This window comes from Pseudomonas sp. GW823-FHT03E05 (assembly GCF_058796855.1).
Window position 1 is genome coordinate 268414 of the sequence record NZ_JBXAJB010000005.1, and the last position, 17173, is coordinate 285586.

The window sequence follows — 17173 nt, forward strand, 5'->3', positions numbered from 1 at the left end:
ACCTCGATTTCAGGGATAGGTGGTGCGGGCCGTCAGGCCCGCGCAGGTTGCAGGGCAAAGGCGGCCGCCTGTTCCTGCTCTTGCAGCTCATAGCGCTGGGCAGCCGGCACCGAGATGCGGATGGCGATCGCCACCGCCAGCAGGCCGCCGAACAGTTTGCCGAGCAGAATCGGCAGGATCAGGCTTGGCTGGAAGTTCGCAGTGAACGCCAGGTGGTCGCCGATCAGCGCCTGGGCGCAGACCCCCAGGGCCACGCACAGCACCTTGTCGCGGGCGGTCATGTGCTTGAACAGGTGGAAGGTGGCGATGATGTTGGCAAACACCATGATGAACCCCGCGGCACCGGTGCTGGACAGGTTCAGATGGCGTCCCAGCAGTTCCATGGGCTTCTTGCAGTAGCGCTGGAACAGGTAGCAGATGGGGAAGGTACCGGCGAGCATGATGCCGATGTAGCCGGCGATCTCGATCGCCCGGAACAGCTCCTTTTCGTCGGCGAACATCGGGTCGAAGCCCCAGCCGCCGAAGTTGATGCTGAAAAACTTGGTGAAGTGCTCGACGATGCTCAGGGCCAGGATCAGCTTGATCGCCGCGTCCATGATCTTGCCGAACACCAGGAAGCCCCTGACCATCATCTGCGGCCGGTAGCGCAGCCCCGCCGCCAGCAGGAAGCAGAACACGAACAGCGGCGCCAGCAGCTTGAGCATGTCGACGAAGCCCAGGGACAGGTAGTACAACGCCTCGGAGTTGGTGGAAACGATGTCCCGCACCGGCAAGTGGGTAGCGGTGATGATCAGCAGCGACATCAGCACCGCGAACGGAATGCTGATCAGCCCGGCCATGGCACCCAGGGCCAGGTACTTGTGGTCCTTGCGCTCGAGCATGGTCAGGCCCACCGGGATCAGGTAGACGATGGTCGCCCCGGAGGTGTAGCCCACCAGCATTGCGGTAATCCACAGGTCACGGTTGGCGGTCAGGGCGTTGGCCAGCTGGTAGCCGCCCATGTCCACGGCAATGATCGACAGCGCCGCGATGGAGACATCCGAACCCAGGGCGTTGAAGAACGGCCCCAGGGCGTGGGAAATGCCCTGGGACAGGTAGGGAATCGCCACCATGATCCCGGCCTGGGCCAGGAACACCGGGCCGATGGAGTGGATACCGTTGACGAACTCCTTACCCAGCCCACTCTCGGGCTTGATGATGGATGACAGGGCGCCGATCACGGCGCCGAGCATGATCAGGTAAATGACGTAGTTTCCAAATTCAGCCATGTGGGTTCATCTCTCTGAGCGTCATTTATAGGTTTCCCCCGCCGGGGAAGTTCTTGTCGAGGCCAGCTCTGGTCACTCATCGCCAAGGAGAACGATGAACCAGGTGATGAAACACAGGGCACATCCCGTGCCACAATGTGTATTAGTTGTGGTTTTTACTTTAAAACAACCATATTTCGGTCAATACACCTTCGCAACATTGGCCCGACCTGCCGTGGGTCATGAGCCAACCCCATGACTGCGGGCCATTGTGAAACGTGCAAGTAAATGCTTAACTTTTCCATCGAATTTGACCGAATCAGCACATTCCTGAACCAGGAGTGTGCGTAAGTAACAAAAAATGCCCATTTGTGTGGCGAAGTACCACTAAACGGAAAACACCATGCGCCCCAACGAACGACGACAGCACATTCTCGAACTCCTGCGGCAACGGGAGCGGATTTCTGTGGAAGAGCTGGCGCGCATCACTGCCACGTCCCAGGAAACCATCCGCCGCGACCTCAGCGACCTGGCGGAAAGCGGCCTGGTCACCAAGTTCCACGGTGGCGCGGCCCTGCCCCCTACCGGCGAGCACGAAAACACCTTCCAGACCCGCATGAACGAACACGCCCAGGAGAAGCGCGCCATCGGCCGCTACGCCGCCGGCCTGTTCTGCGCGGGCGACAGCATCTTCATCGATACCGGCACCACCACCCTGTTCTTCGCTCGGGAACTGGCGCAGCACACCCGCCTGACGGTGATCACCAACTCCCTGCCGATTGCCGGCTGCATTGGCGAGTCGGGCAATCGGGTGTTCATGATCGGTGGTGAATATCGCCCCGACTCGACACAGAACGTCGGCACCCTGGCCCTGGAACAGATCACCCGTTTCAACGCCGAGCACGCGGTGATCACCATTGGCGCACTGAATGAAGACGGCGCCATGGACTTCTCCATCGAAGAAGCCGAAGTGGCCCGCGCCATGATTGCCCAGGCCCGCCAGCTGACGGTGATCGCCGACTCTTCGAAGCTGGAACGCCGCGGCCTGTTCAAGGTGTTCCCGCTGGAGCGCATAGACCGCCTGGTGATCGACCGCCAGCCCGGCCCGGAGCTGCTGGCGGCCCTGGAGAAAGCGGGCGTGGAGGTGCATCTGGTGCCACAACCCTGAACCAGGGCCGTTGCCACAGGTGATGTCCACCCCAAAAACCACAACCAAATGACCGATATATGACCGAATAGAAAATAAAAACAACAATCATGGCCCACATTATGCTTTGATTCCTGCACAGATCCTTGGGTGTTACCGCAGGAAACAGGCATTTATATGACCGAACTTTATCCGAACAATGTGACTTTCGATGTGGCCATCGTCGGTGGCGGGGTCGTCGGTTGCGCCATGGCCCGGCGCTTCGCCCTCGAAGGCGCACGGGTGGTGCTGCTGGAAAAGGGCAGCGACATTCTCTCCGGCGCCAGCAAGGCCAACAGCGCCATCCTGCACACCGGCTTCGACGCCCCCAGTGGCAGCCAGGAACTGCAGTGCATGCAGGCCGGCTACCAGGAATACCTGGAAATCCACTCGGCCATGAACCTGCCACTGCTCAAGAGTGGCGCGCTGGTAGTGGCCTGGAACGCCGAGGACCAGGCCAGGCTGCCGGGGATCCTCGCCCAGGCCCAGGCCAATGGGGTAGACAACGTACGCCTGCTGGAACGCAGCGAGATCCTCGCCCTGGAGCCGCACCTGGCCAATCACGCCGTGGGCGCGGTACTGGTGCCCGACGAGCACCTGATCGACCCCTGGTCCGCCCCCCTGGGTTACCTGCAGCAGGCCATGGCCCATGGCGCCCGCGTACAGTTGCAATGCGAGGTGCAGCAAGGCCAGTTCGATGGCGACGCCTGGACCCTGCACACCAACCGGGGCACCCTGCGCAGCGCCCAGGTGATCAACTGCGCCGGGCTGTTCGGCGACACCCTGGAACACAACCTGCTGGGCCACAGCGAATTTCGCATCATGCCGCGCAAGGGCCAGTTCGTGGTCTTCGACAAGGCCGCGGCCACACTGCTGGAGCGCATCGTCCTGCCGGTACCCAACGAGCGCACCAAGGGCATAGTCCTGACCCGCACGGTGTACGGCAACCTGCTGGTGGGCCCCACCGCCGAAGAGCAGGAGGACCGCGTGCATGCAGGGCTCGACGGCCCGACCCTGCAAAGCCTGATCGATGCCGCCGTGGAGCGGATTCCCGCCCTCGCCGGGATGCCGGTCACCGCCACCTACGCCGGGCTGCGCCCCGCCAGCGAAAAGAAGGAGTACCGGATCCAGGCCGACCACGCCCGGCACTGGATCACCGTCGGCGGCATCCGCTCCACCGGGCTCACCGCCGCCCTGGGTATTGCCCGGCATGTCTACGGCCTGTACAGCCAGCGCCGCCAGCACCAGCCGGTGCGCGAACCGGTCTGGCCACAGATGCCCAATCTGGCGGAGCACTTGCCCCGCGACTGGCAGCGCCCCGGCTATGGCGAAATCGTCTGCCATTGCGAACTGGTGACCCGGCGGGAAATAGAAAGCGCCCTGCACAGCCCCCTGCCACCTGGCGACCTGGGCGGGCTCAAGCGCCGCACCCGCGCCTGCATGGGCCGCTGCCAGGGTTTCTATTGCTCGGCCCAGGTCGCCGAACTCAGCGCCAGCCAACTGGCCGTCCCTCTTGCCACAGGTCGTTGCCATGAACAGCACTGAACTTCTTCAGGCCGAAGCGGCCATTATCGGCAGCGGCCCGGCGGGCCTGGCCGCGGCTATCGAACTGCGGCGCCAGGGTATCGGCCCGGTGATTGTCATCGAACGTGAAAGCGAAGCCGGCGGCATTCCCCGGCACTGTGCCCACCCGCCCTTCGGCATGCGCGAGTACCAGCGCCTTCTCAGCGGCCCGGCCTATGCCCGGCGCAATGTCGAAGCCGCGCTGAAAGCCGGCGTGATCCTGCTGCTGCGACACACGGTGGTCAGCCTGGAGCCCGGCGGCCTGTTGCGCCTGGCCACTCCAGACGGGCCACGACAGATCCAGGCACAGAAGGTGCTGATCGCCACCGGCGCCCGGGAAACCCCGCGCTCGGCACGCCTGCTGTCCGGCGACCGCCCGGTGGGGGTGATCAACACCGGGGCCTTGCAGAACTTCCTCTATGTGCAGCACCTCAAGCCTTTCGAGCGGCCCCTGATCATCGGCACCGAACTGGTCAGCCTGTCTGCCGTGCTCAGTTGCCGACGCGCCGGTATCCGTCCGGTGGCGGTGCTGGAAGCCAATAAACGAGCCACCGCCCGCTGGCCGCTGTCGGTGTTCCCAAGGTTGCTGGGCATCCCCATGCACTTTGGCGCCGAGCTGCTGGCGATCAATGGGTGTGGCCGGGTGGAGTCGGCCCGGGTGCGCCTGGCCGACGGCCAGGTTCGCGACATTTCCTGCGACGGCGTGCTGCTCACCGGCCAGTTCACCCCGGAGTCGAGCCTGGTGCGCCTGAGCCACCTGCAACTGGACAATGGCAGCGGGGGGCCGAAGATCGACCAGTACGGCCGCTGTTCGGACCCGGCCTACTTTGCCGCCGGCAACCTGCTGCGGCCAATCGAGACGGCCGGCTGGTCCTACCGCGAAGGGCGGCGCATCGGCAGCCTGATGGCTCTGGCCCTGAGCGGCCAGCTACCCGATGCCAATGACGCCCTGACCCTGAAGTACGCCGCCCCGATCAAGCTCGGCGTGCCGGGCCGCCTGGTGCGCGGCGAGCTGGCGGGCCTGGCGCACATCCAGTTGCGGGTCAGCCAGGCGGTCAGTGGCACCCTGCGGGTCCGCGCCCAGGGCCTGGAGCTCTGGAGCCGACCGGTCTCGGCACTGCCGGAACGGCGCCTGCTGATCCCCATCAAGGACCTGCACCTGCCGGAACATTTCGACCAACTGGACATCTGCATCGACCAGGCCGTCCCACAACAAGAGAAATGACCATGCGAATAGCCGCACTTGACCAGGGCACCACCAGCACCCGCGTACTGGTCGTGGACATGCAAGGCCGTGCCGATATCCAACTGGCGCTGCGCCACCAGCAGCATCACCCGCGCCCGGGCTGGGTCGAACACGACCCGCTGGAGCTGCTGGCCAACCTGCAACGCTGCCTGGAAGCCACCGGCCGGGTCGACGCCATCGGCCTGGCCAACCAGGGTGAAAGTTGCCTGGCCTGGGACGCCGTCAGTGGCGCGCCGCTGTCGCCGGTGATCGTCTGGCAGGACAACCGCAGCGCCGCGCGCATCGAAGAACTGCGCGCCCGCGGCGCCGAAGCCCTGACCCTGGAGCGGGCCGGGCTGCCCCTGGATGCCTACTTCTCCGCCAGCAAGCTGGCCTGGATCGTCGACAACCTGCCGGCGGCACAGGCCGCCCTGAGTGCCGGCCGCCTGCGCCTGGGCACCACCGATGCCTACTTTCTCGATCGCCTGACCGGGGTCTACGCCACTGACATCACCACCGCCTCGCGCACCTCGCTGATGAATCTCGCCACCGGCCAGTGGGACCCGCAGTTGTGCCAGCTGTTCGGCGTACCCATGCAGGCCCTGCCGGAAATCCGCGCCACGGTCGGCGACTTCGGACGCATCGGCCAGACCCCCATCAGCGCCTCGGTGGTCGACCAGCAAGCCTCGCTGTACGGTCACGGCTGCCGGGAGCCGGGGGACGCCAAGATCACCTTCGGCACCGGCGCCTTCGCCCTGACAGTCACAGGCGAACAGATCATTCGCGCCCCGGAGAAAGGCCTGCTGGCCACCGTCGCCTGGCAGGCCGACGGCAAACCGGTGTATGCCATGGACGGTGGCGTGTACGACGCCAGCGCCGCAGTGGAATGGGCCGGGCGCCTGGGCCTGTTCAGCGACTTCTCGGAACTGGCAGCCTTCGATCAGCCACCGGCGATTTCCCGCGAGCTGGCGTTTGTCCCGGCCTTGTCCGGGCTTGCCTGCCCGCACTGGGACCGCAGTGCCGGGGCGGTGTGGATCGGCATGAACGCCGCCACCACTCGCCAGGACCTGTGCCAGGCGGTACTGGAAGGCGTGGCCCTGCGCAGCGCCGAAGTGATCACGGCGATGGACGATCACCTCAACGTCACCGACCAGTTGTCGATTGACGGCGGCCTGGCCCGCAGCCCGTATTTCGCCCAGTTCCTGGCCGATATCCTGCAACGCACCATCGTCACCCAGCGCTTCGACGAACTCACCGCCCTGGGCTGCGCCGCCCTCGCCGCCCGCGGCCTGGGGCTGGAGTTGCCAGAGCTGGACAACACCCGCACCGACTACCGGCCGCGTATCGACCGGGCCACGGCAGACGCCTGGCGTGGCACCTTCAGCGCCGCGGTCAAGCGCTCCCAGGGCTGGTCCCAGCCGCGCTGAAACCGCCCGCCGGCCATGGATGGCCGGCCCTTTCCTGCCGCACCTCGGGACCCTTGCCCATCCGCCGCGCCTATTGGACACTGACGCGCCTGCCCGCGGCCAAGCGGCGGGCACATCAAACGGTTGCTGGCGACTCAGACACACGGGACCACTGACTGCTGCGCGGGCACACGACCTGCCTGGCTGTGCTCATTAATGGATTAGCCAGGGTCTGTTACCGCTTGGTGACAAGCCCTTAGTCGAGGATTTATGAAAGACGCAACGATTGCGCTGCACCATGGATTCAAGTCGGACCCGACCACCAAGGCCGTGGCCGTGCCCATCTACCAGAACGTCGCCTTCGAGTTCGACAATGCCCAGCACGGCGCTGACCTGTTCAACCTCGATGTGCCCGGCAACATCTACACCCGCATCATGAACCCCACCAACGATGTGCTGGAACAGCGCATGGCCGCCCTGGAAGGCGGGATCGCCGGGCTGGCGGTGGCCGCCGGCAGTGCCGCCATCCACTACGCGATCCAGACCCTGACCCAGGCTGGGGACAATATCGTCTCCACGCCCCAGCTGTACGGCGGCACCTACACCCTGTTCGCCCACCTGCTGCCCAGCTTCGGGGTCGAAGTACGCTTCGCCCGGGACGACTCGGCCGAGGCCATTGCCGAGCTGATCGACGACAAGACCAAGCTGGTGTACTGCGAGAGCATCGGCAACCCCGCGGGCAACATCGTCGATATCGAGGGCCTGGCCCAGGCCGCCCACGCCCGTAACGTGCCACTGATGGTGGACAACACCGTGGCCACGCCGATCCTGTGCAAGCCGATCCAGTTCGGCGCCGACATCGTGGTGCACTCGGTGACCAAGTACGTCGGCGGCCACGGCAACTCCCTGGGCGGGGTGATCGTCGACAGCGGCAACTTCCCCTGGGCCGACCACCCGCAGAAGTTCGCCAGCCTCAACACCCCGGAGCCGGCCTACCACGGCGTGGTCTACACCGAGAAGTTCGGCCCCGCCGCCTTTATCGCCCGGGCCCGCACCGTGCCGCTGCGCAACACCGGCGCAGCATTGGCGCCGATGAACGCCTTCCTGTTGCTGCAAGGCCTGGAAACCCTGGCCCTGCGCATGGAACGCCACACCGACAACGCCCTCAAGGTGGCGCAGTTCCTCAAGGCCCACCCGCTGGTGGCCTGGGTCAGCTACGCCGGCCTGCCCGACCACCCGCACCATGAACTGGCGCGCAAATACATGCAGGGCAAGCCGTCGGCGATCCTCTCCTTCGGCCTCAAGGGCGGCTATGCCGCGGGCGTGCGCTTCTACGATGCGCTGCAGATCTTCAAGCGCCTGGTGAACATCGGCGACGCCAAGTCCCTGGCTTGCCACCCGGCGTCCACCACCCACCGGCAGATGAACGAAGAAGAGCAGGCCAAGGCCGGGGTCAAGCCGGAGATGATCCGTCTCTCTGTGGGCATCGAGGCCATCGAAGACCTGCTCGAAGACCTGGACCAGGCACTGCAACAAGCCTGACCCCCGGCCCTGGCGTTCTGCGCCAGGGCCATTGCCTAGCGCGTTGGCACCCACGCCACTCCTCTCTCCAGCCTCCAGGACCCTTGATCACCCGCAAAGGAACCCGACATGATTGTGCGTTACGTCAAGATCACCATGACCCTGGCAGTGGCGGCCTTCGCCCTGCTGGTGGCCTACAACAACATCAGCGACTACGGTTCCAACTTCGCCTTTGTTCAGCACGTGCTGAGCATGGACAGCGTCTTCCCCGGCAACAGCGCCACCGACCGCGCCCTGACCTTGCCGCTGCTGTGGAATGCCGGTTACTGGCTGATCATCGCCGGCGAAGCCCTGACCGGCGCGCTGCTGGTGTTTGGCGCCCTGCGCCTGTGGCTGGCCCGGCACGGTGTCGCCAGCGACTTCAACCGCGCCAAGCGCTGGGCCATTGCCGGCTTCTGCCTGGGCTTCTGCGTCTGGTTCTTCGGTTTCATGGTGGTCGGCGGCGAGTGGTTCATGATGTGGCAGTCCAAGGCCTGGAACGGCCAGGACGCGGCGTTCAAGTTCTACATGGCGATCCTGGGCGTACTGATATTCCTCAACCAGCCCGACACCGAGCTGCACTGACCCTGTAACCGCAGCCGAGCCATGGCGAGGCTGCGCAAAAGCCCGCAGGGCCTTGCGGTCCCTCCTAGCGCCCCTCGTTAGCAGCCTGCGGCAGCGACTACGGGACGCAAAAAAAAACGGCCCGCTGCGGTGACGCAGCGGGCCGTTCTTCAGCGCCCCGGTGAATCAGGGCAGGATTTGCGCACTCAGTGGTTGAGCTTGAAATCCTTCTCGGCCGCTTCGAAGCGCTGGACCATGCCGGCGCTCGGCGTGCCCATCTTGCTCACCAGCAGGATCGCCAGGCTGGCGAAGATGAAGCCCGGGATGATTTCGTACAGGCCCAGCAGAGCGAAATGCTTCCACAGGATCACGGTGACGGCACCGACGATGATGCCGGCCAGCGCGCCGTCACGGGTCATGCCTTTCCAGATCACCGAAATCAGTACCACGGGGCCGAAGGCCGCGCCGAACCCGGCCCAGGCATAGCTCACCAGGCCCAGCACGCGGTTTTCCGGGTTGGCGGCCATGGCAATGGCGATCAGCGCCACCACCAGCACCATGGCGCGGCCGACCCACACCAGTTCCAGCTGGGAAGCGTGCTTGCGCAGGAAGGCTTTGTAGAAGTCTTCGGTCAGGGCACTGGAGCACACCAGCAGCTGGCAGCTCAGGGTACTCATGACTGCCGCCAGGATGGCCGACAGCAGCACACCCGCGATCCACGGGTTGAACAGCAGCTTGGCCAGTTCGATGAACACCCGCTCAGGGTTTTCGGTCACAGGGCCGGCCACCTCAGGGTGCGCCGAGAAATAGGCGATACCGAAGAAGCCCACCGCCACGGTGCCGCCCAGGCACAGGATCATCCAGGTCATGGAGATGCGACGGGCCTTGGCAATCGACTTCACCGAATCGGCGGCCATGAAGCGCGCCAGGATATGCGGCTGGCCGAAGTAGCCCAGGCCCCAGCCCATCAGCGAGATGACGCCGATGAAGGTGGTGTTCTTGAGCATGTCGAAGTTGGTCGGGTCCTTGGCTTCGATGGCCAGGAAGGTGGTGTCCACGCCACCGGTCGCCAGCAGCACGATGATCGGCGTCAGGATCAGAGCGAAGATCATCAGCGTGGCCTGGACGGTATCGGTCCAGCTCACTGCCAGGAAACCACCCACGAAGGTGTAGGCAATGGTTGCCGCCGCACCGGCCCACAGCGCTGTCTCGTAGGGCATGCCGAAAGTGCTTTCGAACAGGCGGGCACCGGCGACGATGCCGGAGGCGCAGTAGATGGTGAAGAACACCAGGATCACCACCGCAGAGATGATCCGCAGCAGGCCGCTCTTGTCTTCAAAGCGGCTGGAGAAGTAGTCCGGCAGGGTCAGCGCGTCACCGTTGTGTTCGGTCTGCACCCGCAGGCGGCCGGCCACGAACAGCCAGTTGAGGTAGGCACCGACGATCAGGCCGATGGCGATCCAGCTTTCCGAAAGACCGGACATGTAGATGGCGCCCGGCAGGCCCATCAGCAGCCAGCCACTCATGTCGGAAGCACCGGCGGAAAGCGCGGTGACCACGCTGCCGAGGCTGCGGCCGCCAAGAATGTAGTCGGAAAGGTTGTTGGTGGAGCGATAGGCCATGAAGCCGATCAGCACCATTGCCGCGATGTAGATCACGAAGGTGATCAAGGTTGGATTGCTTGCACTCATTGAGTTACGCCCTGGCTTTGTTTTTATGGTGCGGCGGCCACTGCCACCCGCCGCCAAACGATGACGCTTGGGAGACGATCAGGCGGGCCGCGCATTTATGACTGATGTTTCCCCAGGAAAGCCATCAGCCGATGAACCAGTCCTGCAGGACGGTTGCACCTTGGCCGCGAATCCTATGCAACAAGACGAACAAGGTGCAACCAATTTGCGCCGAATCAGTTGCACCTTGTCCAAAAACTGGTCGTTGACGACGCTTTTGCTCCTTTTTGGAGCAAAAAATGGCGTTTTCAGAAGTAAAGGCACCAGTAGGAGGCAAGCCACTCCGTGCAGGAATTTTATTCCTGACAAGCTGCTTCTTTTTCCAGCTAAAAATGGGTTGCACCCGGTTGCACCTATTGCAGTGCGCGGATAATCTTGCCGCCAGCTGATGCCACACGTGCGTGGCAAACATGAGGATAAAAATATGGCTACCACCACCCTCGGGGTCAAACTCGACGACCCTACCCGCGAGCGCCTCAAGGCCGCCGCGGCCTCGATCGATCGTACGCCGCACTGGCTGATCAAGCAGGCGATTTTCAATTACCTGGAAAAACTCGAGGGTGGTGCAACCCTGACCGAGCTGAGCAGTGCCACCGCCAAAGACGGCGAGGATGCCGGCGAGGTACAGACCGATCACGCTCACCAATGCTTCCTGGAGTTCGCCGAAAGCATTCTCCCGCAGTCGGTGCTGCGCGCCTCGATCACCGCCGCCTACCGCCGCCCGGAACCGGAAGTGGTGCCGATGCTGCTGGAGCAGGCGCGCTTGCCGGCCGCCACCGCCGAAGCCGCGAACAAGCTGGCCGCCTCGATCGCCGAGAAGCTGCGCAACCAGAAGAGCGCCGGCGGCCGTGCCGGTATCGTCCAGGGCCTGCTGCAGGAGTTCTCCCTGTCGTCCCAGGAAGGCGTGGCACTGATGTGCCTGGCCGAAGCCCTGCTGCGCATCCCCGACAAGGGCACCCGTGACGCGCTGATCCGCGACAAGATCAGCACCGGCAACTGGCAGCCGCACCTGGGCAACAGCCCATCGCTGTTCGTCAACGCCGCCACCTGGGGCCTGCTGCTCACCGGCAAGCTGGTGTCGACCCACAACGAGGCCGGCCTGACCTCCTCCCTGAGCCGCATCATCGGCAAGAGCGGCGAGCCGATGATCCGCAAGGGCGTGGACATGGCCATGCGCTTGATGGGCGAACAGTTCGTCACCGGCGAAACCATCGCCGAAGCCCTGGCCAACGCCAGCAAGTTCGAAGCCAAGGGCTTCCGCTATTCCTACGACATGCTCGGCGAAGCCGCACTGACCGAGCACGACGCACAGAAGTACCTCGCGTCCTACGAGCAGGCCATCCACTCCATCGGCAAGGCCTCCCACGGTCGCGGCATCTATGAAGGCCCGGGCATCTCCATCAAGCTCTCGGCCCTGCACCCGCGCTACAGCCGCGCCCAGTACGAGCGCGTGATGGAAGAGCTGTACCCGCGCCTGCTGTCCCTGACCCTGCTGGCCAAGCAGTACGACATCGGCCTGAACATCGACGCCGAGGAAGCCGACCGCCTGGAGCTGTCCCTGGACCTGCTGGAGCGCCTGTGCTTCGAGCCGCAACTGACCGGCTGGAACGGTATCGGCTTCGTGATCCAGGCCTACCAGAAGCGCTGCCCGTACGTGATCGACTATGTCATCGATCTGGCCCGTCGCAGCCGTCACCGCCTGATGATCCGCCTGGTGAAAGGCGCCTACTGGGACAGCGAGATCAAGCGCGCCCAGGTCGAAGGCCTGGAAGGCTATCCGGTCTACACCCGCAAGGTGTACACCGACGTTTCCTACATCGCCTGCGCACGCAAGCTGCTGTCGGTGCCGGAAGTCATCTACCCGCAGTTCGCCACCCACAACGCCCACACTCTGTCGGCGATCTACCACATTGCCGGTCAGAACTATTACCCCGGCCAGTACGAGTTCCAGTGCCTGCACGGCATGGGCGAACCGCTGTACGAGCAAGTGGTGGGCAAGGTTGCCGAGGGCAAGCTGAACCGTCCATGCCGCGTCTATGCACCGGTGGGCACCCACGAAACCCTGCTGGCCTACCTGGTACGCCGGCTGCTGGAAAACGGCGCCAACACCTCGTTCGTCAACCGCATTGCCGACCAGTCGATCTCGATCCAGGAACTGGTGGCCGATCCGGTGACCCAGATCGAACAGATGGCCACCCTGGAAGGCGGCTTCGGCCTGCCGCACCCGCGCATTCCATTGCCGCGTGACCTGTATGGCGCCGAGCGGGCCAACTCCGCCGGCATCGACATGGCCAACGAACACCGCCTGGCGTCGCTGTCCTGCGCACTGCTGGCCACCGCCCACAACAACTGGAAAGCCGCACCGATGCTCGGTTGCGCCGCCAGCAGCGAAACCCCGGCGCCGGTACTCAACCCGTCGGATCATCGCGACGTGGTGGGCCATGTCCAGGAAGCCACGGTCGAAGACGTCGACAACGCCATCCAGTGCGCCCTCAACGCCGCACCGATCTGGCAGGCCACTCCGCCGGCCGAACGCGCTGCAATCCTGGAACGCGCCGCCGACCTGATGGAAGGCGAGATCCAGCCGCTGATGGGCCTGCTGGCCCGCGAAGCCGGCAAGACCTTCGCCAACGCCATCGCCGAAGTGCGTGAAGCCGTGGACTTCCTGCGTTACTACGCGGTGCAGGCCCGCAACGACTTCAGCAACGACGCCCACCGTCCGCTGGGTCCTGTGGTGTGCATCAGCCCATGGAACTTCCCGCTGGCGATCTTCAGTGGCCAGGTCGCCGCAGCCTTGGCTGCCGGCAACCCGGTCCTGGCCAAACCGGCCGAACAGACTCCGCTGGTAGCCGCCCAGGCCGTGCGCCTGCTGCTCGAAGCCGGGATTCCCGAAGGCGTGCTGCAACTGCTGCCGGGCCAGGGCGAAAGCGTCGGTGCCCGCCTGGTGGGTGACGAGCGCGTCAAAGGCGTGATGTTCACCGGCTCCACTGAAGTTGCGCGCCTGCTGCAACGCAACATCGCCGGGCGCCTGGACAACCAGGGCCGGCCGATCCCGCTGATCGCCGAAACCGGCGGCCAGAACGCCATGATCGTCGACTCCTCGGCCCTGACCGAACAGGTGGTCATCGACGTGGTGTCCTCGGCCTTCGACAGTGCCGGCCAGCGTTGCTCGGCCCTGCGCGTGCTGTGCCTGCAGGAAGATTCCGCCGACCGCGTGATCGAAATGCTCAAGGGCGCCATGGCCGAAAACCGCCTGGGCAACCCTGAGCGCCTGTCGGTGGACATCGGCCCGGTGATCGACGCCGAAGCCAAGGCCGGCATCGAGAAGCACATCCAGGCCATGCGCGACAAAGGTCGCAACGTGTACCAGATGGCCATCGCCGACGGCGAAGAATGCAAGCGCGGCACCTTTGTCATGCCGACCCTGATCGAGCTGGAAAGCTTTGACGAGCTGCAGCGCGAGATCTTCGGTCCGGTGCTGCACGTGGTGCGCTACAAGCGCAAGGAAATCGACCAGCTGATCGCCCAGATCAACGCTTCCGGCTACGGCCTGACCCTGGGCGTGCACACCCGGATCGACGAGACCATCGCCAAGGTGGTGGACAACGTCCACGCCGGTAACGTCTACGTCAACCGCAACATCGTCGGTGCCGTGGTCGGCGTGCAACCGTTCGGCGGCGAAGGCCTGTCGGGCACCGGCCCGAAAGCCGGCGGCCCGCTGTACCTGTACCGCCTGCTGTCGACCCGCCCGGTGGATGCCATCGAGCAGTCCTTTGCCCGTGGCGACGCCGAGAACGCCCCGGACCTGCGCCTGCGCGAAGTCCTCAGCAAGCCGTTGAACGCCCTGCAAGCCTGGGCCGAGAGCAGCAAGCTGGCGGAACTGGCGATCCTGTGCAAACAGTTCGCCGGCCAGTCCCAGAGCGGCATCACCCGGCAGTTGACCGGCCCTACCGGCGAGCGCAACAGCTACGCCATCCTGCCCCGCGAGCACGTCCTGTGCCTGGCGGAGGTCGAGGGTGACCTGCTGACCCAACTGGCAGCCGTGCTGGCCGTCGGTGGCTCGGCGGTGTGGCCGGAAAGCGAGATCAGCAAGGCGCTGTTCGCCCGCTTGCCGAAGGAAGTCCAGGCACGCATCCAGCGCGTGGCCGACTGGAGCAAGGACGAAGTGGTATTCGACGCCGTCCTGCACCACGGTGATTCCGACCAGCTGCGCAGCGTCTGCCAGCAGGTGGCCCAGCGTGCCGGTGCCATCGTTGGCGTCCAGGGCCTGTCCCAGGGCGAGACCGCGATTGCCCTGGAGCGCCTGGTGATCGAGCGCGCCTTGAGCGTCAACACCGCAGCGGCCGGCGGCAACGCCAGCCTGATGACCATCGGCTGAAGCCGATAGTCAGCACCCTGGAAAAGAGCGCCCTCAGCGGCGCTCTTTTTTTTGCCCGACGCCATTTCCTGTAGCCGCTGCCGCAGGCTGCGACCGGCCGGAACGGCCGTAGCGATTTCATTGCCGCCGAAGCTCCTGCGGGACTTATCGCAGCCTTCGGCAGCGGCGACAGGGGCTGTGCCTGTTTGGCATCTTTATCACCCACATCAATCTTGCTATCCAGCCTTCATTCACGCGCCTAGACTCGGCCCATTCCCTATCCCACAGGTATGCCGCCATGTCCGAGACGCTGCTCAGTTCCCGCAATCTGGCCTTCGAACTGTATGAGGTACTCGACGCCGAGGGCCTGACCCAGCGCGAGCGGTTTGCCGAGCACAACCGGGAAACCTTCGACGCCGCCCTGGGCACCGCCCGCAGCATCGCCGAGAAGTTCTTCGCCCCGCACAACCGCAAGGGCGATGAGCACGAGCCACGCTACGAAGACGGCCAGGCGGTGCTGATCCCCGAAGTGAAACCGGCGGTGGATGCGTTCCTCGAAGCCGGCTTCCTGAATGCCGCCCGCAGTTTCGAGGCCGGCGGCATGCAACTGCCAACCCTGCTGTCCCAGGCCTGCTTCGCCCACTTCCAGGCGGCCAACGCGGCCTCGACCTCCTACCCGTTCCTGACCATGGGCGCCGCCAACCTGATCGAGAGCTTCGGCACCGAAGAACAGAAACAACGCTTCCTGCAGCCGATGATCGACGGTCGCTTCTTCGGCACCATGGCCCTGACCGAGCCCCATGCCGGCTCGTCGCTATCGGATATCCGCACCCGTGCCGAACCGGCCGCCGACGGCAGCTACCGGCTCAAGGGCAACAAGATCTTCATTTCCGGCGGCGACCACCCGCTGTCGGAAAACATCGTGCACATGGTCCTGGCCAAGCTGCCGGACGCGCCGCCCGGGGTGAAGGGCATTTCGCTGTTTATCGTGCCCAAGTTCCTGGTCAACGACGACGGCAGCCTGGGGCCGCGCAACGATGTGCTGCTGGCCGGGCTGTTCCACAAGATGGGCTGGCGCGGCACCACCTCCACCGCGCTGAACTTCGGCGATAACGGCCAGTGCGTGGGCTATCTGGTGGGCAAGCCCCATCACGGCCTGAGCTACATGTTCCAGATGATGAACGAGGCGCGGATCGGCGTCGGCATGGGTGCGGTGATGCTCGGCTACGCCGGCTACCTGTACTCCCTGGAATACGCCCGCGAACGCCCGCAAGGTCGCCTGCCGGACAGCAAGGACCCGAGCACCGCGCCGGTGGCGATCATCCAGCACGCCGATGTGCGGCGCATGCTGCTGACCCAGAAGGCCTACGTCGAAGGCGCCTTCGACCTGGGGCTGTACGCGGCGCGGCTGTTTGACGACACCACCACCCTGGCCGATGCGGCCGAGCGCCAGCAGGCCCACGAACTGCTGGACCTGCTGACCCCGATCGTCAAGTCCTGGCCTTCAGAGTTCTGCCTGAAGGCCAACGAACTGGCGATCCAGATTCTCGGCGGCCACGGCTATACCCGGGAGTACCCGGTGGAGCAGTACTACCGCGACAACCGCCTGAACCCGATTCACGAAGGCACCCACGGCATCCAGTCCCTGGACCTGCTGGGGCGCAAGCTGGCGCAGAACGGCGGCGCCGGGCTCAAGCGCCTGGTACGCCTGATTGCCGAGACCGGCGAGCGGGCCCGCGCCCATCAATCACTGGACGCCCTGCGCCTGCCCCTGGAACAACTGGTAACGCGCCTGCAAAGCGTGACGCTGGGGTTGCTGGGTGACCTGGCCAGCGGCAAGGTCACCGGCACCCTGGCCAACTCGGCGCTGTATCTGAAAGCCTTCGGCCATGCGGTGATCGGCTGGCGCTGGCTGGAACAGGCCATCCGGGCCGAGGAAGGACTGGCGCGGGCAGTGGCGGCGGATCGGGATTTCTACCTGGGCAAGTTGCAGGCCGCGCGCTACTTCCTGACCTGGGAAGTGCCAGGCTGCCAGCACGAGCTGGCACTGCTGGAAGCGCGGGACGATACCTGCCTGAGCATGCAGGACGCCTGGTTCTGAGGCCACCCAGGAGCCGGCTGCCGGCGAAGGCGCCCGGCCTGATACACCGCGGTGCATGGTTCGCTGGCAAGCCAGCTCCTACACCAGGCGCCATTGCTCCCCGTAGGAGCCGGCTTGCCGGCGAAGGCGCCCGGCCTGATACACCGCGGTGCATGGTTCGCTGGCAAGCCAGCTCCTGCACCAGGCGCCATTGCTCCCCGTAGGAGCCGGCTTGCCGGCGAAGGCGCCCGGCCT

The 17173-nt window shown here is 65.0% G+C and carries 11 protein-coding genes; 8 read left to right on the forward strand and 3 right to left on the reverse strand.

Going from position 1 to position 17173, the window contains the following annotated elements:
• Nucleotides 1-32 precede the first annotated feature (32 nt).
• Nucleotides 33-1268 carry an ethanolamine utilization protein EutH gene (gene eutH, locus AC1RCO_RS21610; RefSeq protein ID WP_011058876.1) on the reverse strand — a complete coding sequence of 412 codons (1236 nt, stop codon included), beginning with the start codon at nt 1266-1268 and terminating at the stop codon, nt 33-35.
• A 382-nt stretch (nt 1269-1650) separates the two neighbouring features.
• On the opposite strand from eutH, the gene AC1RCO_RS21615 reads away from it, so the two are divergent.
• The 6 genes from AC1RCO_RS21615 (at nt 1651) to AC1RCO_RS21640 (ending at nt 8772) form a co-directional block, all read left to right on the forward strand.
• Nucleotides 1651-2415: a DeoR/GlpR family DNA-binding transcription regulator gene (locus AC1RCO_RS21615; protein WP_011058875.1), complete on the forward strand. Its 765-nt coding sequence runs from the start codon at nt 1651-1653 to the stop codon at nt 2413-2415.
• 156 nt (nt 2416-2571) lie between these two features.
• Nucleotides 2572-3978, forward strand: coding sequence for an NAD(P)/FAD-dependent oxidoreductase (locus tag AC1RCO_RS21620; RefSeq protein ID WP_492618030.1), 1407 nt, complete (start codon nt 2572-2574; stop codon nt 3976-3978).
• A complete protein-coding gene (locus AC1RCO_RS21625; RefSeq protein WP_065364861.1) occupies nt 3965-5221 on the forward strand; it encodes an NAD(P)/FAD-dependent oxidoreductase in 1257 nt (418 codons plus the stop codon). The genes AC1RCO_RS21620 and AC1RCO_RS21625 overlap by 14 nt, the downstream gene beginning before the upstream one ends.
• 2 nt (nt 5222-5223) lie before the next feature.
• Nucleotides 5224-6648 carry an FGGY family carbohydrate kinase gene (locus tag AC1RCO_RS21630; RefSeq protein ID WP_492618031.1) on the forward strand — a complete coding sequence of 475 codons (1425 nt, stop codon included), beginning with the start codon at nt 5224-5226 and terminating at the stop codon, nt 6646-6648.
• A gap of 249 nt (nt 6649-6897) precedes the next feature.
• Complete coding sequence (locus tag AC1RCO_RS21635) at nt 6898-8169, forward strand: O-acetylhomoserine aminocarboxypropyltransferase/cysteine synthase family protein (RefSeq protein WP_015633901.1); 1272 nt, start codon at nt 6898-6900, stop codon at nt 8167-8169.
• 108 nt (nt 8170-8277) lie between these two features.
• Nucleotides 8278-8772 carry a DUF2165 family protein gene (locus tag AC1RCO_RS21640; RefSeq protein WP_011058870.1) on the forward strand — a complete coding sequence of 165 codons (495 nt, stop codon included), beginning with the start codon at nt 8278-8280 and terminating at the stop codon, nt 8770-8772.
• A 185-nt stretch (nt 8773-8957) separates the two neighbouring features.
• On the opposite strand, the gene putP is transcribed toward AC1RCO_RS21640, so the two are convergent.
• Complete coding sequence (gene putP / locus AC1RCO_RS21645; protein WP_011058869.1) at nt 8958-10442, reverse strand: sodium/proline symporter PutP; 1485 nt, start codon at nt 10440-10442, stop codon at nt 8958-8960.
• Between the two features lie 124 nt (nt 10443-10566).
• A complete protein-coding gene (locus AC1RCO_RS21650; RefSeq protein ID WP_134532534.1) occupies nt 10567-10824 on the reverse strand; it encodes a hypothetical protein in 258 nt (85 codons plus the stop codon).
• 81 nt (nt 10825-10905) lie between these two features.
• Here AC1RCO_RS21650 and putA point away from each other — a divergent pair, with 81 nt between their 5' ends.
• A complete protein-coding gene (gene putA / locus AC1RCO_RS21655; RefSeq protein ID WP_015633899.1) occupies nt 10906-14859 on the forward strand; it encodes a trifunctional transcriptional regulator/proline dehydrogenase/L-glutamate gamma-semialdehyde dehydrogenase in 3954 nt (1317 codons plus the stop codon).
• Nucleotides 14860-15136: 277 nt separating this feature from the next.
• Nucleotides 15137-16939, forward strand: a complete 1803-nt coding sequence (locus AC1RCO_RS21660; protein ID WP_077933246.1) for an acyl-CoA dehydrogenase — start codon at nt 15137-15139, stop codon at nt 16937-16939.
• The last annotated feature ends 234 nt before the right edge of the window (nt 16940-17173 follow it).